General features: G+C 71.3%; 29 protein-coding genes and 1 riboswitch. Of the genes, 17 read left to right on the top strand and 12 right to left on the bottom strand.

What is annotated here, in order from left to right; translation table 11 throughout:
* Positions 1 to 12: 12 nt before the first annotated feature.
* Together ACIQ7Q_RS08995 and ACIQ7Q_RS08990 are read right to left on the bottom strand one after the other, a co-directional pair.
* Positions 13 to 315: an urease subunit gamma gene (locus ACIQ7Q_RS08995; RefSeq protein WP_403858150.1), complete on the bottom strand. Its 303-nt coding sequence runs from the start codon at positions 313 to 315 to the stop codon at positions 13 to 15.
* Positions 316 to 451: 136 nt separating this feature from the next.
* Complete coding sequence (locus ACIQ7Q_RS08990) at positions 452 to 1,072, bottom strand: TetR/AcrR family transcriptional regulator (RefSeq protein WP_403858148.1); 621 nt, start codon at positions 1,070 to 1,072, stop codon at positions 452 to 454.
* A gap of 103 nt (positions 1,073 to 1,175) precedes the next feature.
* Here ACIQ7Q_RS08990 and ACIQ7Q_RS08985 point away from each other — a divergent pair, with 103 nt between their 5' ends.
* Entirely contained in the window at positions 1,176 to 2,165 is a 990-nt protein-coding gene (locus ACIQ7Q_RS08985) for an ABC transporter permease (RefSeq protein ID WP_403858146.1), read from the top strand.
* A gap of 291 nt (positions 2,166 to 2,456) precedes the next feature.
* Here ACIQ7Q_RS08985 and ACIQ7Q_RS08980 read toward each other — a convergent pair whose 3' ends face one another.
* The gene (locus ACIQ7Q_RS08980) at positions 2,457 to 2,738 is read right to left on the bottom strand and encodes a type II toxin-antitoxin system Phd/YefM family antitoxin (protein WP_403858144.1); all 282 of its coding nucleotides are present in this window, start codon (positions 2,736 to 2,738) and stop codon (positions 2,457 to 2,459) included.
* 87 nt (positions 2,739 to 2,825) lie between these two features.
* Between ACIQ7Q_RS08980 and ACIQ7Q_RS08975 the strand changes: the two genes are divergently transcribed.
* The 3 genes from ACIQ7Q_RS08975 (at position 2,826) to ACIQ7Q_RS08965 (ending at position 4,758) form a co-directional block, all read left to right on the top strand.
* Positions 2,826 to 3,461 (top strand): ATP-dependent Clp protease proteolytic subunit, encoded by a 636-nt coding sequence (locus tag ACIQ7Q_RS08975; RefSeq protein ID WP_403858143.1) that lies wholly within the window; start codon positions 2,826 to 2,828, stop codon positions 3,459 to 3,461.
* Positions 3,462 to 3,468: 7 nt separating this feature from the next.
* On the top strand, positions 3,469 to 3,777 hold the full coding sequence (locus tag ACIQ7Q_RS08970) for a hypothetical protein (protein ID WP_403858142.1): 309 nt from the start codon (positions 3,469 to 3,471) through the stop codon (positions 3,775 to 3,777).
* A gap of 336 nt (positions 3,778 to 4,113) precedes the next feature.
* A riboswitch (cyclic di-AMP (ydaO/yuaA leader) is annotated at positions 4,114 to 4,278 on the top strand.
* Between the two features lie 3 nt (positions 4,279 to 4,281).
* Positions 4,282 to 4,758, top strand: a complete 477-nt coding sequence (locus ACIQ7Q_RS08965; protein WP_403858141.1) for a C40 family peptidase — start codon at positions 4,282 to 4,284, stop codon at positions 4,756 to 4,758.
* 192 nt (positions 4,759 to 4,950) lie between these two features.
* Here the strand turns inward: ACIQ7Q_RS08965 and ACIQ7Q_RS08960 are convergent, their stop codons facing one another.
* Together ACIQ7Q_RS08960 and ACIQ7Q_RS08955 are read right to left on the bottom strand one after the other, a co-directional pair.
* Positions 4,951 to 5,382: an ATP-binding protein gene (locus ACIQ7Q_RS08960; RefSeq protein WP_403858140.1), complete on the bottom strand. Its 432-nt coding sequence runs from the start codon at positions 5,380 to 5,382 to the stop codon at positions 4,951 to 4,953.
* Between the two features lie 220 nt (positions 5,383 to 5,602).
* The gene (locus ACIQ7Q_RS08955; protein ID WP_403858139.1) at positions 5,603 to 6,748 is read right to left on the bottom strand and encodes an 8-amino-7-oxononanoate synthase; all 1,146 of its coding nucleotides are present in this window, start codon (positions 6,746 to 6,748) and stop codon (positions 5,603 to 5,605) included.
* Positions 6,749 to 6,893: 145 nt separating this feature from the next.
* Between ACIQ7Q_RS08955 and bioB the strand changes: the two genes are divergently transcribed.
* From bioB to ACIQ7Q_RS08930, 5 genes are all read left to right on the top strand, one after another.
* Positions 6,894 to 8,078 carry a biotin synthase BioB gene (bioB, locus tag ACIQ7Q_RS08950; RefSeq protein WP_403858137.1) on the top strand — a complete coding sequence of 395 codons (1,185 nt, stop codon included), beginning with the start codon at positions 6,894 to 6,896 and terminating at the stop codon, positions 8,076 to 8,078.
* Positions 8,071 to 9,360, top strand: coding sequence for an adenosylmethionine--8-amino-7-oxononanoate transaminase (locus tag ACIQ7Q_RS08945; protein ID WP_403858135.1), 1,290 nt, complete (start codon positions 8,071 to 8,073; stop codon positions 9,358 to 9,360). The genes bioB and ACIQ7Q_RS08945 overlap by 8 nt, the downstream gene beginning before the upstream one ends.
* Positions 9,361 to 9,438: 78 nt before the next feature.
* Positions 9,439 to 10,152 (top strand): dethiobiotin synthase, encoded by a 714-nt coding sequence (gene bioD, locus ACIQ7Q_RS08940; RefSeq protein WP_403858134.1) that lies wholly within the window; start codon positions 9,439 to 9,441, stop codon positions 10,150 to 10,152.
* A 4-nt stretch (positions 10,153 to 10,156) separates the two neighbouring features.
* Positions 10,157 to 10,510, top strand: a complete 354-nt coding sequence (locus ACIQ7Q_RS08935) for a VOC family protein (RefSeq protein WP_403858132.1) — start codon at positions 10,157 to 10,159, stop codon at positions 10,508 to 10,510.
* A gap of 59 nt (positions 10,511 to 10,569) precedes the next feature.
* Positions 10,570 to 11,277 carry a class I SAM-dependent methyltransferase gene (locus ACIQ7Q_RS08930; RefSeq protein ID WP_403858130.1) on the top strand — a complete coding sequence of 236 codons (708 nt, stop codon included), beginning with the start codon at positions 10,570 to 10,572 and terminating at the stop codon, positions 11,275 to 11,277.
* 52 nt (positions 11,278 to 11,329) lie between these two features.
* Here the strand turns inward: ACIQ7Q_RS08930 and ACIQ7Q_RS08925 are convergent, their stop codons facing one another.
* The 3 genes from ACIQ7Q_RS08925 to ACIQ7Q_RS08915 form a co-directional block, all read right to left on the bottom strand.
* Positions 11,330 to 11,701, bottom strand: coding sequence for a fic family toxin-antitoxin system, toxin component (locus ACIQ7Q_RS08925; protein WP_403859150.1), 372 nt, complete (start codon positions 11,699 to 11,701; stop codon positions 11,330 to 11,332).
* Positions 11,702 to 11,773: 72 nt separating this feature from the next.
* Complete coding sequence (locus ACIQ7Q_RS08920) at positions 11,774 to 12,613, bottom strand: PP2C family protein-serine/threonine phosphatase (protein WP_403858128.1); 840 nt, start codon at positions 12,611 to 12,613, stop codon at positions 11,774 to 11,776.
* A gap of 37 nt (positions 12,614 to 12,650) precedes the next feature.
* Positions 12,651 to 12,869: an antitoxin gene (locus ACIQ7Q_RS08915; RefSeq protein WP_403858127.1), complete on the bottom strand. Its 219-nt coding sequence runs from the start codon at positions 12,867 to 12,869 to the stop codon at positions 12,651 to 12,653.
* A gap of 111 nt (positions 12,870 to 12,980) precedes the next feature.
* On the opposite strand from ACIQ7Q_RS08915, the gene ACIQ7Q_RS08910 reads away from it, so the two are divergent.
* The 3 genes from ACIQ7Q_RS08910 to ACIQ7Q_RS08900 all read left to right on the top strand — a co-directional run bounded on the left by ACIQ7Q_RS08910 (position 12,981) and on the right by ACIQ7Q_RS08900 (position 15,926).
* Positions 12,981 to 13,403 (top strand): GNAT family N-acetyltransferase, encoded by a 423-nt coding sequence (locus ACIQ7Q_RS08910; protein WP_403858125.1) that lies wholly within the window; start codon positions 12,981 to 12,983, stop codon positions 13,401 to 13,403.
* A gap of 160 nt (positions 13,404 to 13,563) precedes the next feature.
* Complete coding sequence (locus tag ACIQ7Q_RS08905; protein WP_403858123.1) at positions 13,564 to 14,916, top strand: hemolysin family protein; 1,353 nt, start codon at positions 13,564 to 13,566, stop codon at positions 14,914 to 14,916.
* A complete protein-coding gene (locus tag ACIQ7Q_RS08900; RefSeq protein ID WP_403858121.1) occupies positions 14,913 to 15,926 on the top strand; it encodes a hemolysin family protein in 1,014 nt (337 codons plus the stop codon). Before ACIQ7Q_RS08905 ends, ACIQ7Q_RS08900 begins: the two co-directional genes overlap by 4 nt.
* A gap of 252 nt (positions 15,927 to 16,178) precedes the next feature.
* Here ACIQ7Q_RS08900 and ACIQ7Q_RS08895 read toward each other — a convergent pair whose 3' ends face one another.
* Entirely contained in the window at positions 16,179 to 17,192 is a 1,014-nt protein-coding gene (locus ACIQ7Q_RS08895; protein ID WP_403858119.1) for a maleylpyruvate isomerase family mycothiol-dependent enzyme, read from the bottom strand.
* Positions 17,193 to 17,252: 60 nt separating this feature from the next.
* Between ACIQ7Q_RS08895 and ACIQ7Q_RS08890 the strand changes: the two genes are divergently transcribed.
* From ACIQ7Q_RS08890 to mug, 3 genes are all read left to right on the top strand, one after another.
* Positions 17,253 to 18,038 (top strand): SGNH/GDSL hydrolase family protein, encoded by a 786-nt coding sequence (locus ACIQ7Q_RS08890; RefSeq protein WP_403858117.1) that lies wholly within the window; start codon positions 17,253 to 17,255, stop codon positions 18,036 to 18,038.
* 78 nt (positions 18,039 to 18,116) lie between these two features.
* Positions 18,117 to 19,559 carry an adenylosuccinate lyase gene (purB, locus tag ACIQ7Q_RS08885; protein WP_403858115.1) on the top strand — a complete coding sequence of 481 codons (1,443 nt, stop codon included), beginning with the start codon at positions 18,117 to 18,119 and terminating at the stop codon, positions 19,557 to 19,559.
* A complete protein-coding gene (gene mug / locus ACIQ7Q_RS08880; protein ID WP_403859148.1) occupies positions 19,556 to 20,098 on the top strand; it encodes a G/U mismatch-specific DNA glycosylase in 543 nt (180 codons plus the stop codon). The genes purB and mug overlap by 4 nt, the downstream gene beginning before the upstream one ends.
* A 9-nt stretch (positions 20,099 to 20,107) precedes the next feature.
* Here the strand turns inward: mug and ACIQ7Q_RS08875 are convergent, their stop codons facing one another.
* The gene (locus tag ACIQ7Q_RS08875; RefSeq protein WP_403858113.1) at positions 20,108 to 20,536 is read right to left on the bottom strand and encodes a hypothetical protein; all 429 of its coding nucleotides are present in this window, start codon (positions 20,534 to 20,536) and stop codon (positions 20,108 to 20,110) included.
* Positions 20,537 to 20,676: 140 nt separating this feature from the next.
* Between ACIQ7Q_RS08875 and ACIQ7Q_RS08870 the strand changes: the two genes are divergently transcribed.
* Complete coding sequence (locus ACIQ7Q_RS08870; protein WP_403858111.1) at positions 20,677 to 21,834, top strand: ROK family transcriptional regulator; 1,158 nt, start codon at positions 20,677 to 20,679, stop codon at positions 21,832 to 21,834.
* Positions 21,835 to 21,934: 100 nt separating this feature from the next.
* Here ACIQ7Q_RS08870 and ACIQ7Q_RS08865 read toward each other — a convergent pair whose 3' ends face one another.
* The gene (locus ACIQ7Q_RS08865) at positions 21,935 to 22,699 is read right to left on the bottom strand and encodes a GntR family transcriptional regulator (RefSeq protein ID WP_403859146.1); all 765 of its coding nucleotides are present in this window, start codon (positions 22,697 to 22,699) and stop codon (positions 21,935 to 21,937) included.
* Between the two features lie 269 nt (positions 22,700 to 22,968).
* A complete protein-coding gene (locus ACIQ7Q_RS08860; protein WP_403858109.1) occupies positions 22,969 to 23,862 on the bottom strand; it encodes an RNA polymerase sigma-70 factor in 894 nt (297 codons plus the stop codon).
* Positions 23,863 to 24,022: 160 nt separating this feature from the next.
* Between ACIQ7Q_RS08860 and ACIQ7Q_RS08855 the strand changes: the two genes are divergently transcribed.
* A complete protein-coding gene (locus tag ACIQ7Q_RS08855; protein ID WP_403858107.1) occupies positions 24,023 to 24,853 on the top strand; it encodes an alpha/beta fold hydrolase in 831 nt (276 codons plus the stop codon).
* Positions 24,854 to 25,002: the final 149 nt, after the last annotated feature.

Here is a 25,002-nt window from a genome sequence, read left to right as displayed (position 1 = left end):
GCGCCCCGCCTCTCAGACGATCGGGTCGTGGACGGTGACGAGCTTGGTCCCGTCGGGGAAGGTTGCCTCCACCTGGACGTCGTGGATCATCTCGGGGATGCCTTCCATGACGTCGTCGCGGGTGAGCACCTTGCGCCCCGACGCCATGAGTTCGGCGACGGTGCGGCCGTCTCTGGCGCCCTCGAGGATGTGCGAGGTGATGAGGGCGACGGACTCGGGGTGGTTGAGCCTCACGCCGCGCGCCCTGCGCTTCTCGGCCACGTCCGCGGCCACATGGATGAGAAGCCGTTCCTGCTCGTGCGGGGAGAGTTGCACGCGTCCACCTCACTGTCGTCCGGCCCGTATCCGTATGGGCGCGATGGACCGTAGCGCGCTTCAACACTTCGTTGACCAGCTCGCGGGTATCTCACGACCAGGGGTTGAACGTTAGAGCGCAGTTTTTTCCGGCGCGTTAACTGATCTTGGGATCCCGCATGGACATCAGGGCGCGCAGGCCGTCCTCGAGGACCTCGACACGGACGTCCCCGAAGAGCGCCTGCTGCACGATGAACCCCTGAGCGGTGGCGATCAGGGTGCGCGCCACATGGTCGGCCTCGACGTCCGCCTCCATCTGCCCGTTCACCCGATAGGCCTCGACGAGCTCCGCCCATGCCTGCCGCATGCCGCTGTATCCGTCGCCGAGGACGGCGGCCAGCTCCTCGTTGCGCAGGGTCTCGGTCCACACCTGGACGATCAGCCGGGCGAAGGCCTGACGGTCCCCGCCGGGTACCTCCTCGACCAGCATGCGGCGCAGCACCCGCCCGAGCAGTACGTCGGGCGCGGGCGGCGGAGTGGTCTCCGCGGCCTCGGCGAAGGCGGCGCGGATTCCGCTGAACGCCTCGTCGGCGATGGCCGTGATCAGCTCTTCCTTGCTGCGGAAGTAGCGGTACACGGCGCCCGCCGACAGTCCGCACTCGCGCAGGATGTCCTGCATCGACGTGGCGTGGAAGCCATTGCGGGAGACGCAGCGGGCGGCGCCGTCGAGGATCTGGCGGCGACGGGCGTCAAGGTGTTCCTGGGATACGCGGGCCATGAGGCAAAAAGTAAAACGAACATTCCTTCTTGACAAGCGCCACCAGCGGCAGGACAGTGCGACACCGCAAAACGAACGATCCTTCTCTGTCAGGGAGTTCCTCATGTCCGCTACGCCGACGCGTCGCATGATCGCGGTGATGGTCCTGGTTCCGGCCGTGGTGGCGCTGGCCCTCTGGGCGTTCGCCTGGCCCGCCGCCCGCACGGCACCGCGCGAAGTACCCATAGGTGTCGCGGGGTCGGCCGCGGCGGCCGCCCCGCTCGAGCAGCGGTTCGAGGAGCACGAAGGCGCCTTCGACGTCCACCGCTACGACGACGAGGCCGCTGCCCGGACCGCGATAGAGGACCGGGTCGTATACGGTGCGGTCGTCGCCGGCCCGGGAGGTCCGCGCCTGCTGACCGCGTCAGGGGCCTCACCGGTCGTCGCACAGATGCTCAAGGAGGCGGTCACGGCACAGGCGCAGCCCGGCACCCGGGTGCAGACAACGGATGTCGCTCCGCTGCCGTCCGGTGACCCGCGCGGCAGCGCCCTCGCGGCGAGCGTGCTGCCGCTCGCCCTCGCCGGGGTCGCCGCCGGCGGGCTGGTGACGATGCTGGGACTGCGCGGCAGGCGGGCCGCCGTCGCGCTCGTCGGCGCGTCCGTGATGGTGGGCATCACGGCCGCCGCGCTGGCGCACAGCTGGCTCGGCGTGCTCGACGGCAACTGGTGGGCGGAGGCGGGTGCGCTCAGCCTGACGGTCGCCGCCATCGCCGCGCCGGTCGCCGGGCTGGCCGCCCTGCTCGGCACGCCGGGAATCGGCCTCGGAGCGCTCCTGATGGTGCTCATCGGCAATCCGTTCTCCGGCGCCGCGTCCGCACCCGAACTACTGCCGGAGCCGGTCGGCGCCATCGGCCAGTGGCTGCCGCCCGGCGCGGGCACGACGCTGCTGCGCTCGGCCGCCTACTTCGACGGGCACGCCGCTGCGGCTCCGGCCGTCGTCCTGTCGGCGTGGGCGGCACTGAGCCTGGCAGCGGTGCTCTTGGGTGGCAGCCGCCGGACCACGTCCCCCGCCGTGCCCGCCCCGAGCAAGCCCTCCCCCGTCCCGACCGCCTGACCCCTCCTACCGGCCGCGCGCCCCCGCTGCAGGACGGGGGCGCGCGGCCTCCGCATGCCCGAAGCCCGGGGCGGCGCAGCCCGAAGACCCTGCCGGCGCGATGGCACCGCGGCTCGGGCCCGGCTGTTCTGCGACCGAGGCAGCGGGGAGGCGGCGGCCGGGGCCGTCGACGACCGGGCGGTGGAGCGCACACCAGCCGCCGGCCGGCGAAACCGACGCCGGGCCGGCTCAAGTGGCCGCGCGACGCCGCTCACCCGCGGCGGCGCGCGGTCGTTCAGTGCGCGCGAGGGGTCAGGTGCGGTCTTCCGGGCGGTGGTGTTCCGCAGCGAGGCCGAAACGGCCGCGAGGGGCGGGAGCGGAAGACGTCGAGCCGAACGAGGACACCGAGCTGATCACCTGCTCCTCGGCCGCCTCCCCCGCGTTCTCCAGTCGTTCCAGGTCTGCCGCGGAGACCAGCGCGACGAGGGGCTTCCCGTGCCGGGTCACCACCACGCGCTCCCCGCCGTAGACAACGCGGTTGATCAGGTCGGCGAGCTCTGCGCGGGCTTGCGTCACCGGAATCTCATAGGCCATGCACCCATCCTAACGGTCTGTACGTCCTGTACATTTCTTACAGATGCCCCGCGAACAGCCCCGCATCCGCCAGAGGAGAGGTACGCCATGAATCGTCCTTCCGCCCGCTACGTCCTGCCGGAGTTCACCGAACGCACCTCGTCGGGGACGCGCACGCTGGACCCGTACTCGAAGCTGCTGGGCGAGCGGATCATCTTCCTCGGGACCGCGGTGGACGACACCGCCGCCAACGACGTCATCGCGCAATTCCTCCACCTCGAGTACGCGGCCCCCGACCAGGACATCTGCCTGTACATCAACTCCCCCGGCGGATCTCTCAGCGCCATGTCCGCGGTCTACGACACGATGCAGGTCGTCACCTGCGACGTGGCCACCACGTGCCTCGGCCAGGCCGCCTCGACCGCTGCCGCGCTGCTCGCCGCCGGCACGCCCGGCAAGCGCATGGCGTTGCCCGGCGCGCGGATCGTGGTCCAGCAGCCCGCGTTCGAGGAGCCGTTGCGGGGACAGCCCTCCGATCTCGAGATTCATGCCGCCGAGTTGCTGCGGCTGCGTGCACAACTCGCCGGGATGTTCGTACGCCACACCGGCCAGGACGCCGAACGCGTCGCCGCCGACCTTGAGCGGGACAAGATCTTCGACGCGACGGCGGCCAAGGAGTACGGCCTGATCGACCACGTCATCACGAGCCGCAAGACCTCGGCCACGGCCTCCGGCGCGAAGTGAGCGCACGATGTTGCCGCCCGAGCTGCCGCCGCTGCCCGCACTGACCAGCGCCGAGGCCGAGTTCGTCGACGCGTATCTCGAAGTAGTCGACCTGGTCGGCCGGATCAACCCCGCCCGCTCCACCCACACCTACGGCGCACTGCGCGCGGCACAAGCCCTGGTGGGCCGGGCAGCCGCGTTGAAAGACGCCCTGACGCTCATGCATGTGCGCGGCGAGAGCGAGGTGTACACGCACACACTGAGCGAGGCGCTGCGCATTCTGGACGGGGAGCGCAGGGCGAAGCGAGTGACCATGCCGCCTGTTTCGACGAGTTGACGGTCGTTCCGCTGTTGTCAACCGCCAACGGGGTAGGGGCATTCGTCCCCCGTTCGGTGGAGCTTCACGGAAGTTGTTGCGTGTCGCAGGACTTGCGCGGCGCGATCACCGATCTGGCCCAATCGACGGCTTCGCCGCTGGTACCACCATGCTTCCGCGTCACGCGAGAACGGTGTTCACGCTCCTGCCCACCCGAAAGGGCCAGTCGTGATTGGCTTCACAAAAGCCGTTTCAACTCGGAAATCGGACATCGGTGGGTAACGATCCGTGGGACGACAAGCCCCCGCCACCCTGACGGGGCGGTCCGGGCGGACGCTGAGTCCTGCCGCCGCACCGGACGACTGGTCGACGGAATTGCATCGGCAGGAGTGGAGGACCCGAGCAGTACGGCGTGACCGGCGATCCCGGACGCGTCTTGGGGTGAAGCCGCTACGGCGGCCGGGCGTCTTCGCCGGTCCGAACCCGACAGGTCATCCTTCACAGGCGGCTGACGAAGGGTTGCGCATGACTGCGCAGATTCATCTCCCGCCCCTCTTCTCGCGAGCGGGCGCCGTATCCGCACTGACGATCGCCGCCGTCGGCGGCACACTCCTGGCCCCCAGCAGCTCCGCAGAGGCGCGAGCGATCAGCAGCCACGCGAGCAAGGCGCTCAAAGTGGCAGCCTCGAAGCAGGGATCCCCCTACCGTTACGGCGGCACTGGCCCGTCCCGCTTCGACTGCTCCGGGCTCATGCTCTATTCGTACAAAAAAGCGGGGAAGATACTGCCCCGGACCGCTCAACAGCAGTACAACCGGACGCGGCATATCCCCGCCGGCAACCGGCAACGCGGTGACCTGGTGTTCTTCCACTCCGGCGGTTTCGTGTACCACGTGGGCATCTACGCCGGCCACGGCAAGATCTGGCACTCACCCAAGACGGGCGACGTGGTCAAGCTCGCCAAGATCTGGACGAGGAGCGTCAAGTACGGCCGCGTCCGCTGACGCCCCGACAGCTGCTCCGCTTCCCTCGCCCCGGTCACGGTGTCATCGCGCCGAGGACCCGACGAGCAGGGGCGCCCCCGAGTCCGGTCGCGCACCCCCGTGACGCCTTCGACGGCGACGGGCGGTGCGCCGGCCGGGCCAACTCGGGTCGGCCCCGGGACGGGGACGCCGGGGAGGACAGTCGGCGACCGTTCAGTTCTGTACGGGAAGGGCCCACGGCAGCGCGATCCAGACCGTCTTGCCGCCCTCCTGGGTGGGTGAGACGGACAGCTGCCCACCGCACTCCGCGGTGAGCGTACGAATGATCACCATCCCGCGGCCATTGTCCTGGCGGACCGCGGCCGGCAGCCGCCGCGGCCAGCGCGGGTGACTGTCGGTCACGCCGATGCACAGCTGCTCGTCGCGCTCCAGCCGCAGGTCGACGGTGAAGGTCGGGGACTGTCCGAAGGTGTGCTGCACGGCGTTGGTGGCGAGTTCGGACACGATCAGCCGGACCGTGTCCACGGCCTCGGTGTCGGGTCCTAGCCCCCATTCGCACACGATGTCCGTGACATATCTCCGGGCGGTGGAGACCGACTCCGGATCGCTCGGCAGAGTGAGAGATGCTTCTTGGTGGTCTGCCATGGCGACGCTGTCCCTTTCCCACCGGGCCGGGCTCCGACTCGAAGCGGATGAAATGCGAGAACGGCCACGGATTGCGCTTCCGCGTCAGACTGCCACTTATCGCCCGTCAGGGGCGGCGATCCACCAAGATACGCACATATCTGTCGCCCGAAGCGGTGAACTCTGCTACGGCAGAACGTATTTGGGGCGCCCCGGCAGCCCCCGGGACGTGCTGCCGTCCTCAACTGGCGGGCGCGGCACCGATGATCGTGGAGACCGCCTGGTCGATCTGCGTTGCCGTGAGATCCGCGCGCGCGGTGAGCCTGATCCGCGAGATCCCGTCCGGTACGGACGGAGGCCGGAAGCATCCGACGACAAGCCCTGCCGCACGGCAGTCGGCCGCCCACCGCAGGGCCGCCTCCGGCGACGGCGCCTGTACGGAGACGACGGCGGCGTCGGGCCGCGCCGAGGTCAGCCCCGCGTCGGTGAGCCGGCGGTGCAGCGTCGCGGCCACTTCGCGGGCCCGCGCCGCGAGGCCGGGTTCGCGGCGCAGGATCCGCACGCTCGCGAGAGCCGCGCCGGCCGCCGCCGGGGCAAGTCCGGTGTCGAAGATGAAGGTACGCGCGGTGTTGACCAGGTGGTCGATGACGCGGGCCGGGCCGAGGACCGCCCCGCCCTGGCTGCCGAGCGACTTGGAGAGTGTGAGCGTGGCGACGACACCCGCAGCGCCCGCGAGTCCGGCGGCGTCCAGGGCCCCGCGCCCCCCGCTGCCGAGAACGCCGAGACCGTGTGCGTCGTCGACGACCAGTGCCGCCCCGTGCTCGCGGCAGGCGTCGGCGAGACCGGTCAGGGGTGCCGCGTCGCCGTCCACGGAGAAGACCGAGTCGGTGACGGCGAGGGCGCGGCGGCCGTGGTGCGCGTCGAGGGTCTTGCGCACGGCTTCGACATCGCCGTGCGCGACGACGGCCGTCTCCGCCCGGGACAGGCGGCAGCCGTCGACGATGGAGGCGTGGTTGCCCGCGTCGGACACGACGAGGGCGTCGCGACCGGTGAGGGCGGTCACGGCGGCGAGGTTGGCCGCGTAGCCGGAGGACAGGACGAGGGCCGCCTCGAAGCCGCAGAAGTCGGCGAGTTCGCGTTCCAGCTCGGCGTGGAGTTCGGTGCTGCCGGTGACCAGCCGGGAGCCGGTGGCACCCCCGCCCCACCGGCGGGCAGCCTCGGCGGCGCCTTCCGTGACCTCCGTGCGGCGGGTGAGCCCGAGGTAGTCGTTGCTCGCCAGATCCAGGAGGGCACTGTCCGCGGCGCGCGGCCGGAGCGTACGGACGAGACCGGCCTGCTCGCGGCGGCGCGACTCGTCGTCGATCCAGTCGAAAGGATCCTGAGGCATGGTGGTCCGGTCCCTTTGTAGGCAGCGGACAGACCCTAACCGGGCGGGAGGAGGGATCGGGTGTGGCCATGCACACACCTCAAACCGGCGCTGTTGTGGAGTTCCTCCTTGGCCCGGGCATGTGCCGTACGTCAGGATCAGCGCCATGGACCTGCTGAACACGCTGGTGGAGAAGGGGCTGCGGCGCGAGCTGCCGACCCGTGAAGAAGCGCTCGCCGTGCTGGCGACTTCCGACGACGATCTGCTCGAAGTGGTGGCCGCGGCCGGCAAGGTGCGCCGCCAGTGGTTCGGACGTCGGGTGAAGCTCAATTACCTCGTCAATTTGAAGTCGGGCCTGTGCCCGGAGGACTGCTCGTACTGCTCGCAGCGCCTCGGGTCGAAGGCCGAGATCCTCAAATACACCTGGCTGAAGCCCGACGAGGCGTCGCAGGCCGCGGCCGCCGGTGTGGCCGGCGGCGCCAAGCGGGTCTGCCTGGTCGCGAGCGGCCGCGGTCCGACGGACCGCGACGTCGACCGGGTCTCGAAGACCATCGAGGCCATCAAGGAACAGAACGAGGGCGTCGAGGTGTGCGCCTGTCTGGGTCTGCTCTCCGACGGCCAGGCCGAACGGCTGCGCAACGCGGGCGCCGACGCGTACAACCACAACCTGAACACGTCCGAGGGGACGTACGGGGACATCACGACCACGCACACCTACGCCGACCGTGTGGACACGGTGACCAAGGCGCACGCGGCGGGCCTCTCCGCGTGCTCCGGGCTGATCGCCGGCATGGGCGAGGCCGACGAGGACCTGGTCGACGTGGTGTTCTCGCTGCGCGAGCTCGACCCCGACTCGGTCCCGGTGAACTTCCTGATCCCGTTCGAGGGCACACCGCTCGCCAAGGAGTGGCACCTCACCCCCCAGCGTTGTCTGCGCATTCTCGCGATGGTGCGGTTCGTCTGCCCCGACGTCGAGGTGCGGCTGGCCGGCGGGCGCGAGGTGCATCTGCGCTCGATGCAGCCGCTGGCCCTGCACCTGGCCAACTCGATCTTCCTCGGCGACTACCTCACCAGCGAGGGCCAGGAGGGCAAGGCGGACCTCGACATGATCGCGGACGCCGGCTTCGAGGTGGAGGGCACGGACACCACGACGCTGCCCGAGCACCGGAGCGCGGGCGGTGGCTGCGGCTCGGTCTGCGGGGACGGCGGCGAAGGCGGCTGCTCGAGCGAAGGGGCGGCCGACCCGGCGGAACCGGTGGCGGAACAGGACACCGAAGTCCCCGCTGCCCGTACGGACCTGGTCGCGGTCCGCCGTCGCGGCGCCGGAACGGATCTCGCGCCCAATGCCTGATTTCACCCCGGACGAGCTGCGTGCCCTGGACCGTGCTCACGTCTGGCACCCGTACGGCCCGATGCCGGGCCGTACGGACCCGCTGGTCGTCGAGTCCGCCTCCGGGGTGCGGCTGCGGCTCGCCGAAGAGGTGCACGGGCAGCGCGAGTTGATCGACGGCATGTCGTCCTGGTGGTCGGCCGTGCACGGCTACAACCACCCGGTCCTCAATGAGGCGGCGACGACGCAGCTGGGGCGGATGAGCCATGTGATGTTCGGCGGGCTCACCCACGAGCCCGCCGTGCGACTGGCCGCCCGGCTGGTCGAGATCACCCCCGAGCCGCTGCGGCACGTCTTCCTCTGCGACTCCGGCTCCGTGTCCGTCGAGGTCGCGGTGAAGATGTGCCTGCAGTACTGGCGCTCGGTGGGCCGGCCCGCGAAGCAGCGGCTGCTGACGTGGCGCGGCGGCTACCACGGCGACACCTGGCAGCCGATGTCGGTCTGCGACCCCGAAGGCGGGATGCACGAACTGTGGCAGGGCGTGCTGCCGCGGCAGATCTTCGCGGACGCGCCGCCGGCCGAGTACGAGGAGTCGTACGCGGACGGGCTGCGCGCGCTGATCGCCCGGCACGCGGACGAACTCGCCGCGGTGATCGTGGAGCCGGTGGTCCAGGGCGCGGGCGGCATGCGGTTCCACTCCCCCGCATATCTGCGCGTGTTGCGCGAGGCGTGCGACGAGCACGGCGTGCTGCTCGTCTTCGACGAGATCGCGACCGGCTTCGGCCGCACGGGCACGCTGTTCGCGGCCGGGCAGGCCGGTGTCGCGCCGGACGTGATGTGCCTGGGCAAGGCACTGACCGGCGGCTATCTGACGATGGCGGCGACCCTGTGCACGTCGCGGGTGGCCGACGGCATCTCGCGCGGCGAGGTCCCCGTGCTGGCCCACGGCCCGACGTTCATGGGCAACCCGCTGGCCGCGGCCGTCGCGTGCGCGTCGATCGACCTGCTGCTCGGCCAGGACTGGCAGCAGGAGGTCAAGCGGCTGGAGGCGGGCCTGCGGGAGGGCCTCGCGGAAGTCGCCGGGCAAGCGGGCGTGAAGGACATACGGGTACTCGGCGGCATCGGCGTCGTACAGCTGGACCACGAGGTGGACATGGCCGCGGCGACGTCGGCGGCGGTACGCGAGGGCGTGTGGCTGCGCCCGTTCCGCGACCTCGTGTACACGATGCCGCCGTACGTGACGGACGACGACGACCTCGCCCGCGTCTGCGGTGCGGTCCGCGCGGCGGCGACGGCGGGCTGACGTGCCCCGCGGGGCGCCCGTCCGGGGACGCCCCGGACGGGCGAACGCAGTCGGAACGAGCAGAGGACACAGAAGCACATGGCAGTGATCGTGGTCACCGGAACCGGGACCGAGATCGGCAAGACCGTCGTCACGGCCGCTGTCGCAGCCGTCGCCGTGGCGCAAGGGCGTTCCGTCGCCGTCGTGAAGCCCGCGCAGACCGGGGTCGCGCCGGGCGAGGACGGCGACGTCGACGTGGTGCGGCGGCTCGCCGGGCAGGTGACTGCCGTCGAACTGGGCCGTTTTCCCGAGCCGTTGGCGCCCGCCACCGCCGCCCGGCGGGCCGGGCTCGCCCCGGTGCGGCCGCGGCAGGTCGCGGAGGCGGCCGGGAAGCTGGCGACCGAGCACGACCTGGTGCTGGTCGAGGGCGCCGGCGGTCTGCTCGTGCAGCTCGACGACGAGGGCGCCACCCTCGCGGACGTGGCCACCGAGCTGGGCGCGCCCGTGCTCGTGGTCGCCCCGGCCGGTCTCGGAACCCTGAACATGACGGCCCTGACCGCAGAGGCGCTGCGCGCCCGGGGTCTGGAGCAATTGGGCGTGGTGGTGGGCAGCTGGCCCGCGGATCCGGATCTGGCGGCGCGCTGCAATCTCTCGGACCTCCCGGACGCGGCGGGCGCGCCGCTGCTGGGGGCCGTCCCCGGGGGTGCCGGTGCGCTGGCGCCCGCGGAGTTCAGGGAGCGGGCCGAGGGATGGCTGGCGCCACGCCTCGGGGGCCGATGGGATGCGCGGGCGTTCGCCGCCGCCGTAGGCTGACCCCATGCGCGCACGGATCGACGAGATCGTCCTCGACTGTCACGAGCCCGCCCTGCTGGTGCGCTTCTGGGCCTCGCTCCTCGGCGGCGATCCGGTGGACCGCTCCGAGGACTGGTCGTACATCGATCCGCCGGACTTCGTCCGTGTCGCCTTCCAGCGTGTGCCGGAGGGCAAGACGGTCAAGAACCGGCTTCATCTGGACCTGGACGCGGGCGATGTCGACGCGGCGGCTAACGAGGCCGTGCGGCTGGGCGCGGTGCGGGTCGGGGGGATCGTCCCCGACGACTACGGCCGCTTCCAGGTGCTGCGCGACCCGGAGGGCAACGAATTCTGTTTCGTGGCGGGCTCGGACGGCTGATCCGCCGTTGCCGGGGGGAGAATGTCGGTGACCGGCCCGTCCTTCCCAGGGAGGCACTGATGCCCCTGTGCAGCACGAAGGTCCCCCGGGACGCCGTCCATCATCCGCTGTTCGCCCGGTTCTACGCGAAGTTGAGCGTGACGGCGGACCTCAAGGGCGGGATCGCCGCCTACCGCGCCGAGCTGCTGGACGGGCTGTCCGGCCGGGTGATCGAGATCGGTGCGGGCAACGGCCTGAACTTCCGCCACTATCCGAGGGCCGTCTCGGAAGTGGTCGCGCTCGAACCGGAGCGCACCTTGCGGAAGTTGGCCGTCGAGGCGGCGCTGCACGCCGACGTCCCGGTGGACGTGGTGCCAGGTGCGGCCGAGGCGCTGCCGGTCAAGAACGAAGGCTTCGACGCGGCGGTGGCATCGCTGGTGCTGTGCACCGTACGGGATCTGCCGCGGGCGCTCTCGGAGATCAGACGGGTGCTGCGGCCGGGTGGCGAGCTGCGGTTCTTCGAGCATCAACTGGCCGAGGGGCGCGGGCTCGCGCGCACTCAGCGGGCGTTGGACCGCACGGTGTGGCCACGGCTCTTCGGTGGCTGTCACACCGCACGGGACACCGTCGCCGCCATCGAGGCGGCCGGTTTCGAGCTGGGAGAGTACCGGCGGTTCCGCGTGCCGGACGGCGGGCTCCAGTTGCCGACGTCGCCCTGTGTCCTGGGGGTCGCCCGCCGTCCGCATGACGAGGACCGGCGCGGGGCCGGCCAGGATCCGACCCGCTAGGGGGCGCCCTGCCGGCCGGGGCGTCGTCACTCGGCGCGCGGGCGGGGCGTCGTCACTCGCTCCACTGGCGCAGCTCGTCGGCGATGCGCCCGACGTCCGCCTTGCCTTCCTTGACCAGCCGGGCCAGGTCGCGTACCTGCTCGGGCGAGGTGACGACCTTGATGCCGCAGGCGACGAGGTAGCCGTACGCCACGGCCGACGCGTACATGGCGTTGGAGCGTTCGAGCGCGGGCACGTGCAGCAGCAGTTGGAGCAGGGCGGCGGCGCGGGCGTGCGGGTCGCTGTAGACGGGCACGCCGAATATCTCCGCCTCGTGGCGGCTGACGGCGGCGACGAGTGCGCCCCAGTCGGTGACCTGAGGGTCGCCGGGGGTCTTGTGCTCGGCGACCATGAGCAGCCAGGCGAGGTCGATCCGCAGGTTCATGTGGTCATGTGACGGTGTCTCGGAGGGCTCGTCGTTGTCCATGTGGGGATGCGTCTCACGGGTAGGGGGTGTTCATCGGTAGGGGTGCCCGGGGTTCGACACTCCGCCCGCGACGGGGATGAGCAGCGCGGTGATGTTGTCTTGTCCGCCGGCGGCCAGGGCATGCCCGACGAGTGATCTTGCCTCGTCCACAAGGCTGTTGTCGACCGGCGCCGTGTGCCGGCGGCGGTCGAGGACGGCACGCAGTCCGTCGGCGTCCGGCACATGGCGCCACAGTCCGTCGGTGCACAGAAGGAGCCGGCCCGGGACCTGCGGCCGGTGGCTCCGGATGCGCGCGGCCGGTTCGTCCGCGTCGGCTCCGAGCCATGCGGAGAGGGCCCCGTGCTCGCCGCTGTCGTCGTCGGTGAGCACCATGCCCGGTCCCTCGTCCGGCAGCCAGTAGGCCCGGCTGTCTCCGATCCAGGCACTCAAGAAGCCCTCGGGGCCGGTGATGCCCGCGACGTACGTGCAGGCCGGCGCGGCATCCGGCGACGTGGCGAGGGCGGCGACAGCGCGGCCCGCACGGACGGCGGCGTCGCCGAGGGCGACTTCCGGCAGGACGCCCTCCGCGAGCCGGGCCGCCAGGGTCGTGAGCCCGACCTCGGACGCGACCTGTGCGGCTCGCTCGCCTCGGGGCGACATGGACACACCGTCGCAGACGACCCCGATCGTCCACGGGCCGGTCATGGTCAGCGCCATGGCGTCCGCGTTGATGCCGCGGTGCCTGCCGCGGTCGGTGACTCCGGCAGAACCGTCGCGGGCCGTGATCTCGAGATGGGAGCGGAAGGCGGGCTGCGCCTCACCGCAATGCCAGCAGTGGCCGTCGGGGGCGACGGTTCCGCCGCACCGGACGCAGTCCAGGTGTCCGGTCATCAGCCGTGCATCCTGCCAGACGGTGGGATCCGGCCGGTCAGCGGTGCTTTTCGCCGAACTCCTCCGCGAAAACCGACTCGTACTGCTTCATGAAGTCGGCCGCCGCGTCCACGAAAGTGCGTCCCGCTTCGCCGGCGTCCTGTTTGACGAGCTCCTCGATGTAGCGGTTCACGCTCACGCCACGCTGCAAGGCCCGCCGGCGGGCGGTATCCGCCGTGGTCTCGTCCACGCGTACGTTCAGCTGAGTCTTCGCCACGTCATCAAGCTAGCGCGTGACTGCTAGCACCCGCAAGGGCGGCCGCCGCTCCGTCCCGCACCGCGAAAGCCGGTGGCGGGTCCGGCGGCGCGCGTGCTTGGCTTACTTGCCATGACCGACCTGCAGCTTCGCACCGCCGAACCCCATGACGCCGAGGCGGTTCTCGCCTTCTGGAAAGAGGCGGCGGAGGGCACCAGCATCACGGACGACGTGGACGGCGTCACCCGGTTGATCACCCGCGACCCCGAGGCGCTCATCCTGGCCGAGTCGGACGGCGTGCTCGTGGGGTCGGTGATCGCCGGCTACGACGGCTGGCGCTGCTCCCTCTACCGATTGGCCGTGCTCCCTTCCCACCGTCGGCGCGGCATCTCCACGGCGCTGTTGGACGCGGCGGAGAAGCGGTTCGCCGCGACCGGTGGCCGGCGCGGCGACGCGATGGTGCTCGAGGCCAACGAGCGGGCCCACAGGGCATGGGCCTCCGCCGGCTATCGGCGCGAGGACCACTGGCGCCGCTGGGTCAAGCCCTTCGCCTGAGCACCACCGCCGCGCGGAGTGTTTTGCCGCTCCTTTACCATGGAGAGACTGTCCACTCCCCGTACGAAAGGTGTGAGCGTCCGTCCATGGGCGAGCCTCCCAGTAGCCGACATCGCGCAATCCTCCTCTCCCTGCCCGATCCTGGGACGGAGGTGAACCGATGACCGAAGTGCTTCTGCTCCTCGTGGCGGTACTGCTCTCCGTCACCTGTGGCGCCTTCGTCGCGGCGGAGTTCTCCCTCACGACGGTCGAACGCAGCGAACTCGAACGGGCCGCCGAACGCGGCGAACGAGGCGCCGCGGGCGCGCTCAAGGCCGTACGCAGCCTCACGTTCCAGCTCTCCGGAGCGCAGCTCGGCATCACCGTCACGAATCTGATCGTCGGCATGCTCGCCGAACCCTCGGTCGCGAAACTGATCCGCGGACCGATCGAGGACCTCGGCCTCTCCCCCACCGTGGCATCGTCCGCCGCGCTGGTCATCGGCACAGCCCTGTCGACCGTCGTGCTGATGGTCGTCGGCGAGCTGGTCCCCAAGAACTGGGCCATCTCCGCCCCGCTGGCCGTCGCCAAGGTCGTGGCCACCCCCCAGCGGATCTTCACCGCCGCGTTCCGCCCTCTGATCGCCCATCTCAACAACACGGCGAACCGCATCGTGACCCGCCTGGGCATGGAACCCACCGAGGAGCTCGCCTCCGCGCGCAGCCCCAAGGAACTCATCGCGCTGGCCCGCCACTCCGCCAAGGAAGGCGCGCTGGAGGCCGACACGGCCGAACTGTTCGTCCGCACGCTCGGTCTGGGCGAGCTCACCGCGGAGAACGTGATGACCCCGCGCGTGCAGGTCACGGCTCTCGAGGTGCAGGCCACCGCGGAGGACGTGGCGAACGCGACCCGTGCCACCGGCCTGTCCCGCTTCCCCGTCTACCGGGGCAGCCTCGACACCGTCGTCGGCGTCGCCCACATCAAGGACGTGCTGGCCGTGCCCGCCGAGCACCGTCCCCGCCTGCGTGTCGGCGAACTGCTGCGCGAGCCGGTGCTCGTCCCGGAGTCGCTGACCGTGGACCGGCTGCTCGACCGGCTGCAGGGCCGGTCCACGATGGCCGTCGTCATCGACGAGTACGGCGGCACCGCCGGGGTCGTGACGATGGAGGACATCGTCGAGGAGGTCGTCGGCGAGGTACGCGACGAGCACGACCCGCACGAGACACCGGACCTGGCCCCCGCGGGCGAGGATGCCGACGGGCGGGCCCTGTGGTCCGCCGACGGTGCCGCGCGCACCGACCAGCTCGCGGCCATCGGGCTGAGGGTGCCCGACGGCCCCTACGAGACGCTCGCCGGAGTGGTCGCCACGGAACTCGGGCGCATTCCCGCCGAGGGCGACAGCATCGACATGGCCGGCTGGCAGCTCGACGTGCTCGACGCCTCCGGGCGGCGAGCCGCGCGGGTCCTGTTGCACGCACCGGCCACGGTCGACGACCCGGCCGAAGACATCGACATCGAGGAGGCGGGACGATGATCGCGATCCAACTGTTCATCGGCCTCCTGACGCTCGTCGTCAACGCCTTCTTCGTCGGCGCGGAATTCGCGCTGATCTCCGTGCGCCGCAGCCAGATCGAACCAGAGGCACAGGCCGGAAACCGCCGGGCGCGCAGCGTCCTGTGGGGCCTGAAGCACGTCTCCGCGCTGATGGCCGCCGCGCAGCTGGGCATCACGCTGTGCACCCTGGTCCTCGGCATCGTCGCGGAACCGGCCATCGCGCATCTGCTGGAACCGGTCTTCGACGCGGTGGGCGTGCCGCACGGGGCGGTCCACCCGATCTCGTTCGTCATCGCCCTGTCGCTCGCCACGTATCTGCACATGCTGCTGGGCGAGATGGTCCCGAAGAACATCGCTCTCGCGGAGCCGCTGCGCAGCGCCCTGCTGCTCGGCCCGCCGCTGGTGGCGCTCGCGAAGGCGCTGAAGCCGGTGATCTTCATGATCAACGCCTTCGCCAACGGTCTGCTGAAGCTGCTGCGGGTCGAGACCAGGGACGAGGTGTCGGCGACCTTCTCCGACGACGAACTGGCCGCCCTCGTCCAGGACTCCGGCGACGCCGGGCTCCTCGACGACCGCTCCGCAGAGCGGCTCCGGGACGCCCTCGAACTCGGCAGCCGGCCGGTTCGGGACGTGGTGATGCCCATCGAGCGGGTCGTGTACGCGCAGGCCGGGACGACGCCGGAGCAGCTGGAGAGGCTCTCCGCGGAGTCCGGGTTCTCCCGCTTCCCGGTCGTCGACCAGGGCCGGCGCATCCTGGGCTACCTCCATGTGAAGGACGCGCTCGACGCTGCGCCTCGGGACGTGGCGTTCCCCGTCGCGGCCCTGCGTCCCATCGCACGCGTGCGGGCGACGACACCGCTCGACGACGTGCTCACGGCCATGCGACGCAGCCGCACGCACCTGGCGGCGGTCCTCGACGAGCACGGCAACCCGGAGGGCCTCGTCACGATGGAGGACATCCTGCGGGAACTGGTGGGCAAGCCGGGCTGACACGGCGGGGGGCGGCGGCGTGGCCCGGGGGCGCCGGCCTCGAGCCCCGGGCCGCGCCCGCCTTGTCGGTGCCCCGCCCCGAACCCCGCGCCTCAATCACCGGCGGGGCTGGGGATGCCCGACACCTTCAGCCCGCCCGGCCGAGGGAGGGCACCGCGCGCCACCGGGCCCGAGCGAAGCCTGTAGGGAAGGTGTGGGCGAGGGCTTGCCACGGCCTGGGCGGGAGCCCGGTAGGAGGGCGCCCGCCCCCGGCTACATCGCCATCGCGGTCAGCCAGCCTTCCAGCACCGCGCGCCTGCCCGTCACCGTGAAGCACTCCGCGTCCGACCGTCGGCGGCCGTAGACGAGCAGCAACAGGTCCGCCGCATCGGCCGAGACCGTCGCGTCGGCGTCGCTCTCCGCCCCGGCCCGCTTCGTCCACGAGAACCCGGTGCCGCCGAAGGTGACCGACCAGGCGGCGCCGGTGTCCCGGGCGAGCAGGCGGATCGAGCCGCCGTCGAGGGATGCGAGCCGCTCGGTGATCCACGTGTACCGCGGCACGTTCTCGAGGAACTCCTCGATGCCGTCCACCGCCGTGCCCTGCGCGATGCGCGGCTCGCGCCCCAGGGCGAGCAGCGCGTCCGCGTAATGGATCACCGCCTCGAAGAGCAGCCGCCGCGGGTAGAAGGCGACCCGCTGGTCCGCGCCGTACGACCACATCGGCAGGTCGGGGTCGACCTTGCGGAGCGTACGCAGGGAGGCCTCGGCGCCGCGGGCCATCCAGTGCGGGTGCGCCGACGGCTCGGTCGGCAGGTCGAGGGGGACGTCCCGCGCCCAGACCGGCTCGGCGGTGTGCGTCCGCACGACGTGCTCGGCCCAGCGGTGGGTCGTGCCGTGGTGCCTGACCAGGTCGCCCATGGTCCAGCCGGGGCAGGTCGGTACCGGCGTGGCCGGGTCGACCTCCCTCACGGCCTCGGTGAACTCCGCGACGACGTGCTCGATGGCGTCGCAGTACAGCTCGTGCTGGTCGTCGTCGAGCCCGAAGCCGTCGGGCACCCGCAGCAGGTCGGCGCGCCAAGCGCCCTCGGGGTGGCGGTCCGCCGCCCTGCGGACACATTTGGCGAGTTCGCGGCGGTCGGCCGGCGGCAACCTGTCCAGAAGGAAGCCGGTGGACTCGAGCCACTTCACCGCGGTGTCCGGGTCGAGCACGTCGTCGTCGCAGGTGTCGATCAGGGTCACCACTTCGGCCAGCACTTCGGCCAGCGCGTTCAGCAGCGCGTCACTCACGAAAGCTCCCCTCCGGGTAAGGAACCGACGGACCTTACCGCGCGGTAGGATCGCTGCGCCATGGAGATGAATGCCAGATACACCAGTTTTGTCGCGATCGGTGACTCCTTCACCGAGGGCATGTCCGATCTGCTGCCCGACGGCTCCTACCGAGGCTGGGCGGATGTGCTCGCCGGCCGGCTGGCGGCCCGTACGCCCGGCTTCCGCTACGCGAACCTCGCGGTGCGCGGCAAACTGATCGGCCAGATAGTCGACGAGCAGATCGGCCGCGCGACCGCCATGCAGGCCGATCTTGTCACCCTCGTCGGCGGACTGAACGACACACTGCGTCCCAAGTGCGACATGGCGCGGGTGTGCGGACTCCTCGAGGAGGCGGTGGAGAAGCTCGCGCCGTCGTGCAAGCAGCTGGTGCTGATGCGCAGTCCCGGCCGCCAGGGCCCCGTGATGGAACGCTTCCGTCCGCGGATGGAGCAGCTGTTCGCCCATATCGACTCGCTCGCCTCCCGGCACGGGGCGATCGTGGTCGACCTGTACCGCTCTCAGGCGCTGGGGGATCAGCGCATGTGGGACGTGGACCGGCTGCATCTGACCGCCGAGGGGCACCGCAGGGTCGCGGAGGCGGTGTGGCAGGGACTCGGTATGGACGCGGAGCACGACTGGCAGGCGCTGCTGCCGCCCGCCCTGCGCACGGGATGGGCAGCGCGGCGGGTCGCCGACGCGCAGTTCGCCCGCAGGCATCTGGGGCCGTGGCTCGGGCGGCGGCTGACCGGCCGGTCCTCCGGCGACGGCCGTCCGGCGAAGCGTCCCGACCTGCTGCCCTTCGAGCCGCCGTCCGCCGAGGCGTAGCGACGCGACGGCTTCGTAGCAAGGTACAACCGAGGGCGCGGCGCCGACCTGCAGAAACCGCCAGTAGAATCAGGACACGTGACTGCCGTGTCTGCGAAGCCTCGCATCCCCAATGTCCTTGCCGGCCGCTACGCCTCCGCGGAGCTCGCCGTCCTCTGGTCCCCCGAGCACAAGGTGAAGCTGGAGCGCCGGCTCTGGCTCGCGGTGCTGCGCGCGCAGAAGGACCTCGGGATCGAGGTGCCCGATGCGGCGCTCGCCGACTACGAGCGCGTGCTCGACCAGGTCGACCTGGCGTCGATCGCCGAGCGCGAGAAGGTCACGCGCCACGATGTGAAGGCCCGGATCGAGGAGTTCAACGCACTCGCGGGTCACGAGCAAGTCCACAAGGGCATGACCTCCCGGGACCTGACGGAGAACGTCGAGCAGCTGCAGATCCGGCTGTCGCTGGAGCTGGTGCGCGACCGTACGGTGGCCGTGCTGGCACGCCTCGGCAAGCTGTCCGGCGAGTACGCGGAGCTGGTCATGGCCGGCCGCTCGCACAACGTCGCCGCCCAGGCCACCACGCTCGGCAAGCGTTTCGCGACCGCTGCCGACGAGCTGCTGGTCGCCTACGGCCGCCTCGAGGACCTGCTGGGCCGCTACCCGCTGCGCGGCATCAAGGGCCCGGTCGGCACCGCGCAGGACATGCTCGACCTGCTCGGCGGTGACGCCTCGAAGCTCGCGGATCTGGAGCAGCGCATCGCCGCGCACCTGGGCTTCGGCACCGCGTTCACGTCGGTCGGCCAGGTGTATCCCCGTTCGCTCGACTACGACGTCGTCTCCGCGCTGGTGCAGCTCGCCGCCGCCCCGTCGTCGGTGGCCAAGACCATCCGCCTGATGGCCGGCCACGAGCTGGTCACCGAGGGCTTCAAGCCGGGCCAGGTCGGGTCGTCCGCGATGCCGCACAAGATGAACACCCGTTCCTGCGAGCGCGTCAACGGCCTGATGGTCATCCTGCGCGGGTACGCGTCGATGACCGGCGAGCTGGCCGGCGACCAGTGGAACGAGGGTGACGTGTCCTGCTCCGTGGTCCGCCGGGTGGCGCTGCCGGACGCGTTCTTCGCGCTCGACGGTCTGCTGGAGACGTTCCTGACGGTGCTCGACGAGTTCGGCGCGTTCCCCGCGGTCATCGCCCGTGAACTCGACCGCTACCTGCCGTTCCTCGCCACCACCAAGGTCCTCATGGGCGCGGTCCGCGCCGGTGTCGGGCGTGAGGTCGCGCACGAGGCGATCAAGGAGAACGCGGTCGCCTCCGCCCTCGCCATGCGGGAGCAGGGCGCGGAGCGCAACGAGCTGCTGGACAAGCTGGCCGCCGACGAGCGGATCCCGCTGGACCGGGCCCAGCTCGACGAACTGATGGCGGACAAGCTGTCGTTCACCGGCGCCGCGGGCGACCAGGTGGCCGTGATCGTCTCCCGTATCGAGGAGATCGCCAAGCAGTACCCGGAGGCCGCCGGCTACACCCCGGGCGCGATCCTCTGACCCGCCCCACCCCCGCCGAGCTGGAAGCCGCCCGCGACCGCGTCATCGAGGACGTGGTCGCGGACGGTCTCTCCGTGCTGTTCTGCGGCATCAACCCGGGCCTGATGTCGGGCGCCACGGGTCACCACTTCGCCCGGCCCGGCAACAGGTTCTGGCCGGTCCTGCACCTGTCGGGCTTCACCCCGCGCCGGCTTCTGCCGTCCGAGCAGCGCGAGCTGCTCTCGTACGGCCTGGGAATCACCAACGTGGTGGCACGGACGACCGCCCGGGCCGACGAGCTGACTGCCGAGGAATTCCGCGAGGGCGGGCGGCTGTTGACGGCGAAGGTGGAGCGACTGACGCCGCGTTGGCTGGCCGTCGTCGGCGTGACCGCGTACCGCACGGCGTTCGGGGAGCGCACCGCCCGGATCGGACCGCAGCAGCGGACGATCGGCGACACCCGTCTGTGGGTACTGCCCAACCCCAGCGGCCTCAACGCCCATTGGACGCTGCAGACGATGGCCGAGGAGTACGGCAGACTGCGGGAAGCGTCGCTCTGAGTGCGCGCTTCAGGGCGGGTCGACATCGGTGACGACAACGATCAGCCGGTACTCGCGTTCACCTTCCGCGCGCGCGACGGCGACTGCTATCCAGTGACCCTCCGCACGCCATGTCTGCACGTCGTCGGCGCACTGGCTCAGCCGCTCCCACGGCTGCGGAATCCCCTCCCCCGCGATGCTCCTGACGGACGCCGACCACAGGCTGAACCGCTGCCCCTCCCCCCAGCGGGTACTCAACGCGAACGCGAGCGCCTCGCACTCGGCCTCGCACAGCTCGACCGCCGCGTCGCCCGGGAGGCATGCCCCGTCCGCCTCCGTGCGCAACTCCGCGAGGTGATAGCCGGGCCCACTGTCGCCGAACTCGGACCTGTCGCGCTGTGCCGGGAAGGCCCGGCCGCGCAGCAGGTCGATCGCAGCGAGATGCTGTGCCGTGGTCATACCTCCATTGAACCGGCTGCCGCTGACACTTGGCGCACCGTCACCCACCCCGTGCCGCCACGGCTCCGTGCCCGTCGCGCGGCACGGGACCGGCAGCGAGTACGATCCGGCCAACACGGGCACGAGCTGGGAGGACACACGTGGGGCGGCTGACCGGCGGAGATCCCTCGCTGCTGCGGCGGATCAACTCCGCGGTGGTACTCCATTCCTTGCGTGGCACGGACTCCTCCACGCTGACCGATCTGACGCGGATCACGGGTCTGTCGCGGCCGACGGTCGAGGGTGTCGTCGAGGGTCTGATCGAGGCGGGGCTCGTCGTCGAGAGCGTTCCAGAGGAGGGCGAGGCGCGCCGGCAGGGGCGGCCGGCACGGCGGTTCAGGTTCCGCGCGGAGGCCGGTCATCTGCTGGGGGTCGAGATCGGGGCGCACCGGGTCGCGGCGCTGCTGTCGGGGCTCGACGGGCGGATCATCGGCGCCGGATCGCGCGAGGTGTCGCAGACGGCGGGTGCCGACGACCGGCTCGAGCGGGTACGGGCGGTCGTCGCCGATGTGCTGCGACGAGCCGGCGTGGCGCGGAGCAGCTTGCGCGCGGTGGGCGTCGGCTCGCCGGGGATCGTCGAGGCCGACGGGACGGTGCGGCTGTCCACGGCGCTGCCCGGCTGGACGGGGCTGGCGCTCGGCGAGCGGCTGCGCAGGTCGTTCCGGTGTCCGGTGCTCGTGGAGAACGACGCCAACGCCGCCGCGGTCGCCGAGCACTGGAAGGGCGCGGCGACCGACTCCGACGACATCGTGTTCGTGCTGGCGGGCCTGAGTCCGGGTGCCGGTTCGCTGATCGGCGGTCGGCTGCACCGCGGTTACGGTGGGGCTGCCGGTGAGATCGGGGCGCTGCACCTGCTGGGCCGTGACGAGACGCCGGAGAAGCTGCTGTCGACGACGGGTGAGCCGCTGCATCCCCTCGACGAACAGGCGGTCGCGGATGTGTTCGCGCTCGCCAAGAGCGGCGACGAGGGAGCTCTCGCGGCGGTCGAACGGTTCAACAAGCGGCTGGTGCACGATGTGGCGGCGCTGGTACTCGCCCTCGATCCGGAGCTGGTGGTGATCGGCGGCTGGGCGGCCGGGCTGGACGGCGTGCTGCCGCCGCTGCGCGACGAGTTGTCCCGGTACTGCCTGCGGCCGCCGCGGGTGACGCTGTCCCTGTTGGGTGAGGCGGCCGTCGCGACCGGCGCGCTGCGGCTCGCGCTGGACCATGTGGAGGAGCAGCTCTTCGCCGTCGAGGGAACGGCGACGGCCCGCCGCTGAGTGAGCGACGGGCCGACGGGGTCGACCGGGCCGACAGGACTGCCCGGTTCGTCCGGGCCGCACGGGCCGCCCGGTCGAAGGATCGCTCAGGCCGCCCGGGTCAGGAGGCGCGGCGCTCCTGGCCGTGGTGGCTTATCTCGAGGTCGCCCGAGTCGCCGAAGGTCAGGCGGCAGGTGTCGGCCCGGTACGTAGCGACCGAGACGGCGGCGGTGCGCCCTTCGGAGAAGAACCGGGTCGTGACCACCAGGACCGGCGCGCCGGGCAGGCGGTCCAGTTCCTTGGCGTCGACGGCGCCGGCCGAGCCGAGTTCGACCGCGCGGTCCTGGCCCTCGAGGTCGAGGCGCTGCAGTTCGCGCAGGACACTGCGCGCGAGCGCGGGTCCGGACGGCGCCTCGATGGCCGGCAGGTCGGGGACGGAGGAGGGCGGAACGTACAGCATCTCGGCCGCGACGGGCTGACCGTGGCTGGCGCGGAGCCGGCGCACCGTGTGCACTTCTTCGTCGGCCTCGGTGTCGAGCACTCGGGCCACGGCCGCGGGCGGCACGGACACCGAGCATTCCGCGGCCTGCCAGGCGTCGTGGCCTGTGCCGGGCCAGTCGTGACTCGACGTGGTCACATCGACGCCCATGCGCGGCGGGGCGACGGTCGTGCCGACGCCGCGGCGGCGCTGGAGGCGTCCTTCGAGCTCGAGCTGCTCGAGCGCCTGGCGCAGGGTGGCGCGGGCGACGCCGAAGCGTGCGGCGAGGTCGCGCTCGTTGGGCAGGATCTCGCCGACCGAGAAGTCGGTGTCGAGTGCTTCGGCGAGCACGGTCTTGAGGTGCCAGTACTTAGGCTCCGGCACAGATTCCAGCTGCGTGGTCCCCACCCTGATCCTCCGCAATCGCCGTGTCAGCGGCGGCTTTTCCGCGCCCTTGTTTATTAAAGGTTCCTGCACTATCTCTGCGACCATAGGACGGGCCTCCCCCTTGGTCAAGACCAATGCTCTTGGGTAACGCAACGGAACGGACCGGCTTCGCTGAGCGTTCACGCGCCTTTCGTACTGCGGCGCGCGGCAGCCGCACCAGACACGCGGGCAGCACAGGAACCCCGTGGGCCGAAGAGCACCCGCGGGGGCCAAGGTGCGACGAGGGGGACTCAGACCGTGCCGAGCGAGGCGAGGGCGACGAGCTTGTCGGGGTTCCTGATGATGTAGACGCACTGGATACGTCCGTCCAGTACCTCCATCTGCAGAACGCTGTCCGGCTTCCCGCCGGAGAGGACCAGGAGAGCCGGCGCGCCGTTGAGTTCGACGAAGCGGAAGTCCACGTCCGGGATCGGCTCCTGGGAGACCGCGAAGAGGAAGCGACCCACCTTGTCCGCGCTCTGCATGACCCGCAGAGGGGCCTTGGCCTTGCCGCCACTGTCGCCGACAAGGCGCACGTCCGGTGCGAGCAGGGAAAGCAGCCCTTCCATGTCGCCGCCGGCCGCGGCGGCCAGGAATCTTTCGGTGAGGGCGCGGCATTCGGCCGGGTCCACGTCGTAGCGGTGCTTGCGTTCATCGACGTGCTTGCGTGCCCGTCCGGCGAGTTGGCGCACGGCCGCCTCCGACTTCTCCAGCGTGGCGGCGATCTCCGCGTACGGAAAGCCGAACGCCTCGCGCAGCACGAACACGGCGCGTTCCAGGGGCGAGAGGGATTCGAGGACGACGAGGGCGGCGAACGAGACGGACTCGGCGAGCAGAGCCCGTTCGGCGGTGTCGGGCACCGCGGGGCCGAAGTCGGTGGCGATGGGCTCGGGAAGCCAGGGGCCGACGTACGCCTCGCGCCGGGACCGGACGTGCCGCAGCCGGTCGATGGCGAGGCGTGTGGTGATCCGTACGAGGTAGCCGCGCGGCTCCCGTACATCGGCACGCTCGTCGGCCGACCAGCGCAGCCACGCCTCCTGCACCACGTCCTCCGCGTCGGCGATCCGACCGAGCATCCGGTAGGCGACTCCGGTCAGGACGGGCCGGTGTTCTTCGAAGAGGTCGGTCACGATGTCGGTTGCCACCCTTCAATCCCAGCCGACGCGGCGTCGGCTGTCCAGCAGGATCCGGTGCGGCGCGCGGCACAGTGACGGGGTCCTGATGCCCGGCCTCTTGAACTGGAAGCTACCGAACGGTAATTGTTACTGACAGTGCGTCTATCTCAACCAAAGGAAGCGTGCAGCCATGGCCGCAGAGATCTCGGTCCCCATCGAGACCGCCCGGGGCAGCCGCACGCTGTCCGTCACATACGAGCGCAGGGGCATCGGCGAGCCGCTGCTGTTGCTGCACGGCATCGGCCACCACTGGCAGGCCTGGGAGCCGGTGATGGACATACTCGCTGCGGAACGGGAGGTCGTCGCCGTCGACCTGCCCGGCTTCGGCACGTCCGCCGCGCTGCCCGAGGGCGTCCCGTACGACCTGACGACGGTGACGACGGCGCTCGGCGCGCTCTGCGGCGCGCTCGGTATCGAGCGCCCCCATGTCGCGGGCAACTCCCTCGGCGGGCTGCTCGCCCTCGAGTTGGGACGGGAGAAGCTGGTCAGGTCGGTGACCGCGCTGTCCCCGGCCGGCTTCTGGACGGAGGCCGAGCGCCGCTACGCCTTCGCCACCCTGAGGGCCATGCGTGTGGGCGCACGCTCACTTCCCCTGCCGGTGATCGAGCGGCTGTCCCGGTCCGCCGCGGGACGGATGGCGCTGGTGAGCACCATCTACGCCCGGCCCCGCCGCCGTTCACCCGAGGCGGCCGTCGCCGAGACGTGCGCCCTGCGCGGGGCCACCGGCTTCCACCAGACGCTCGCCGCCGGCGGTGGTGTGCTGTTCACCGACGACGTCCGCGACGTTCCCGTCACCATCGCCTGGGGCAGCCGGGACCGTCTGCTGCTGCGCCGTCAGGGCGTGCGCGCCAAGCACATCATTCCCCGGGCCCGCCTGGTCAGGCTGCCCGGCTGCGGTCACGTCCCGATGAGCGACGACCCGGCGCTCGTCGCACGCGTGGTGCTGGACGGCAGCCGCTGACCGGAGCCGGCGACCGGCTGCCGACACCCCCGTGCCCGGCAGCCCACCGGCGCCGGTCAACGCACTGCCGTCCCGCCTCACTGACCGCCTTGCATCACGGAAGCGAACGCTCCACGGCAGAAACAGCCAAAAACAACCCACAGCGCTCC

Origin of the sequence: Streptomyces sp. NPDC096176, assembly GCF_044763255.1 — a bacterium.
Lineage (GTDB): Bacteria > Actinomycetota > Actinomycetes > Streptomycetales > Streptomycetaceae > Streptomyces.
This window is presented reverse-complemented; position numbering and strand designations above follow the sequence as displayed.

Coding starts and splice junctions, on each gene's coding strand:
- ACIQ7Q_RS08945 (WP_403858135.1), top strand. CDS start 8,071: ATGCCTGATTTCACCCCGGACGAGCTGCGTGCCCTGGACCGTGCTCAC.
- ACIQ7Q_RS08890 (WP_403858117.1), top strand. CDS start 17,253: ATGGAGATGAATGCCAGATACACCAGTTTTGTCGCGATCGGTGACTCC.
- ACIQ7Q_RS08990 (WP_403858148.1), bottom strand. CDS start 1,072: ATGGCCCGCGTATCCCAGGAACACCTTGACGCCCGTCGCCGCCAGATC.
- ACIQ7Q_RS08960 (WP_403858140.1), bottom strand. CDS start 5,382: ATGGCAGACCACCAAGAAGCATCTCTCACTCTGCCGAGCGATCCGGAG.
- ACIQ7Q_RS08905 (WP_403858123.1), top strand. CDS start 13,564: ATGACCGAAGTGCTTCTGCTCCTCGTGGCGGTACTGCTCTCCGTCACC.
- ACIQ7Q_RS08985 (WP_403858146.1), top strand. CDS start 1,176: ATGTCCGCTACGCCGACGCGTCGCATGATCGCGGTGATGGTCCTGGTT.
- ACIQ7Q_RS08970 (WP_403858142.1), top strand. CDS start 3,469: ATGTTGCCGCCCGAGCTGCCGCCGCTGCCCGCACTGACCAGCGCCGAG.
- ACIQ7Q_RS08920 (WP_403858128.1), bottom strand. CDS start 12,613: ATGACCGGACACCTGGACTGCGTCCGGTGCGGCGGAACCGTCGCCCCC.
- ACIQ7Q_RS08910 (WP_403858125.1), top strand. CDS start 12,981: ATGACCGACCTGCAGCTTCGCACCGCCGAACCCCATGACGCCGAGGCG.
- bioB (WP_403858137.1), top strand. CDS start 6,894: ATGGACCTGCTGAACACGCTGGTGGAGAAGGGGCTGCGGCGCGAGCTG.
- ACIQ7Q_RS08980 (WP_403858144.1), bottom strand. CDS start 2,738: ATGGCCTATGAGATTCCGGTGACGCAAGCCCGCGCAGAGCTCGCCGAC.
- ACIQ7Q_RS08975 (WP_403858143.1), top strand. CDS start 2,826: ATGAATCGTCCTTCCGCCCGCTACGTCCTGCCGGAGTTCACCGAACGC.
- bioD (WP_403858134.1), top strand. CDS start 9,439: ATGGCAGTGATCGTGGTCACCGGAACCGGGACCGAGATCGGCAAGACC.
- ACIQ7Q_RS08930 (WP_403858130.1), top strand. CDS start 10,570: ATGCCCCTGTGCAGCACGAAGGTCCCCCGGGACGCCGTCCATCATCCG.
- ACIQ7Q_RS08965 (WP_403858141.1), top strand. CDS start 4,282: ATGACTGCGCAGATTCATCTCCCGCCCCTCTTCTCGCGAGCGGGCGCC.
- ACIQ7Q_RS08955 (WP_403858139.1), bottom strand. CDS start 6,748: ATGCCTCAGGATCCTTTCGACTGGATCGACGACGAGTCGCGCCGCCGC.
- ACIQ7Q_RS08900 (WP_403858121.1), top strand. CDS start 14,913: ATGATCGCGATCCAACTGTTCATCGGCCTCCTGACGCTCGTCGTCAAC.
- ACIQ7Q_RS08875 (WP_403858113.1), bottom strand. CDS start 20,536: ATGACCACGGCACAGCATCTCGCTGCGATCGACCTGCTGCGCGGCCGG.
- ACIQ7Q_RS08925 (WP_403859150.1), bottom strand. CDS start 11,701: ATGAACCTGCGGATCGACCTCGCCTGGCTGCTCATGGTCGCCGAGCAC.
- ACIQ7Q_RS08855 (WP_403858107.1), top strand. CDS start 24,023: ATGGCCGCAGAGATCTCGGTCCCCATCGAGACCGCCCGGGGCAGCCGC.
- ACIQ7Q_RS08935 (WP_403858132.1), top strand. CDS start 10,157: ATGCGCGCACGGATCGACGAGATCGTCCTCGACTGTCACGAGCCCGCC.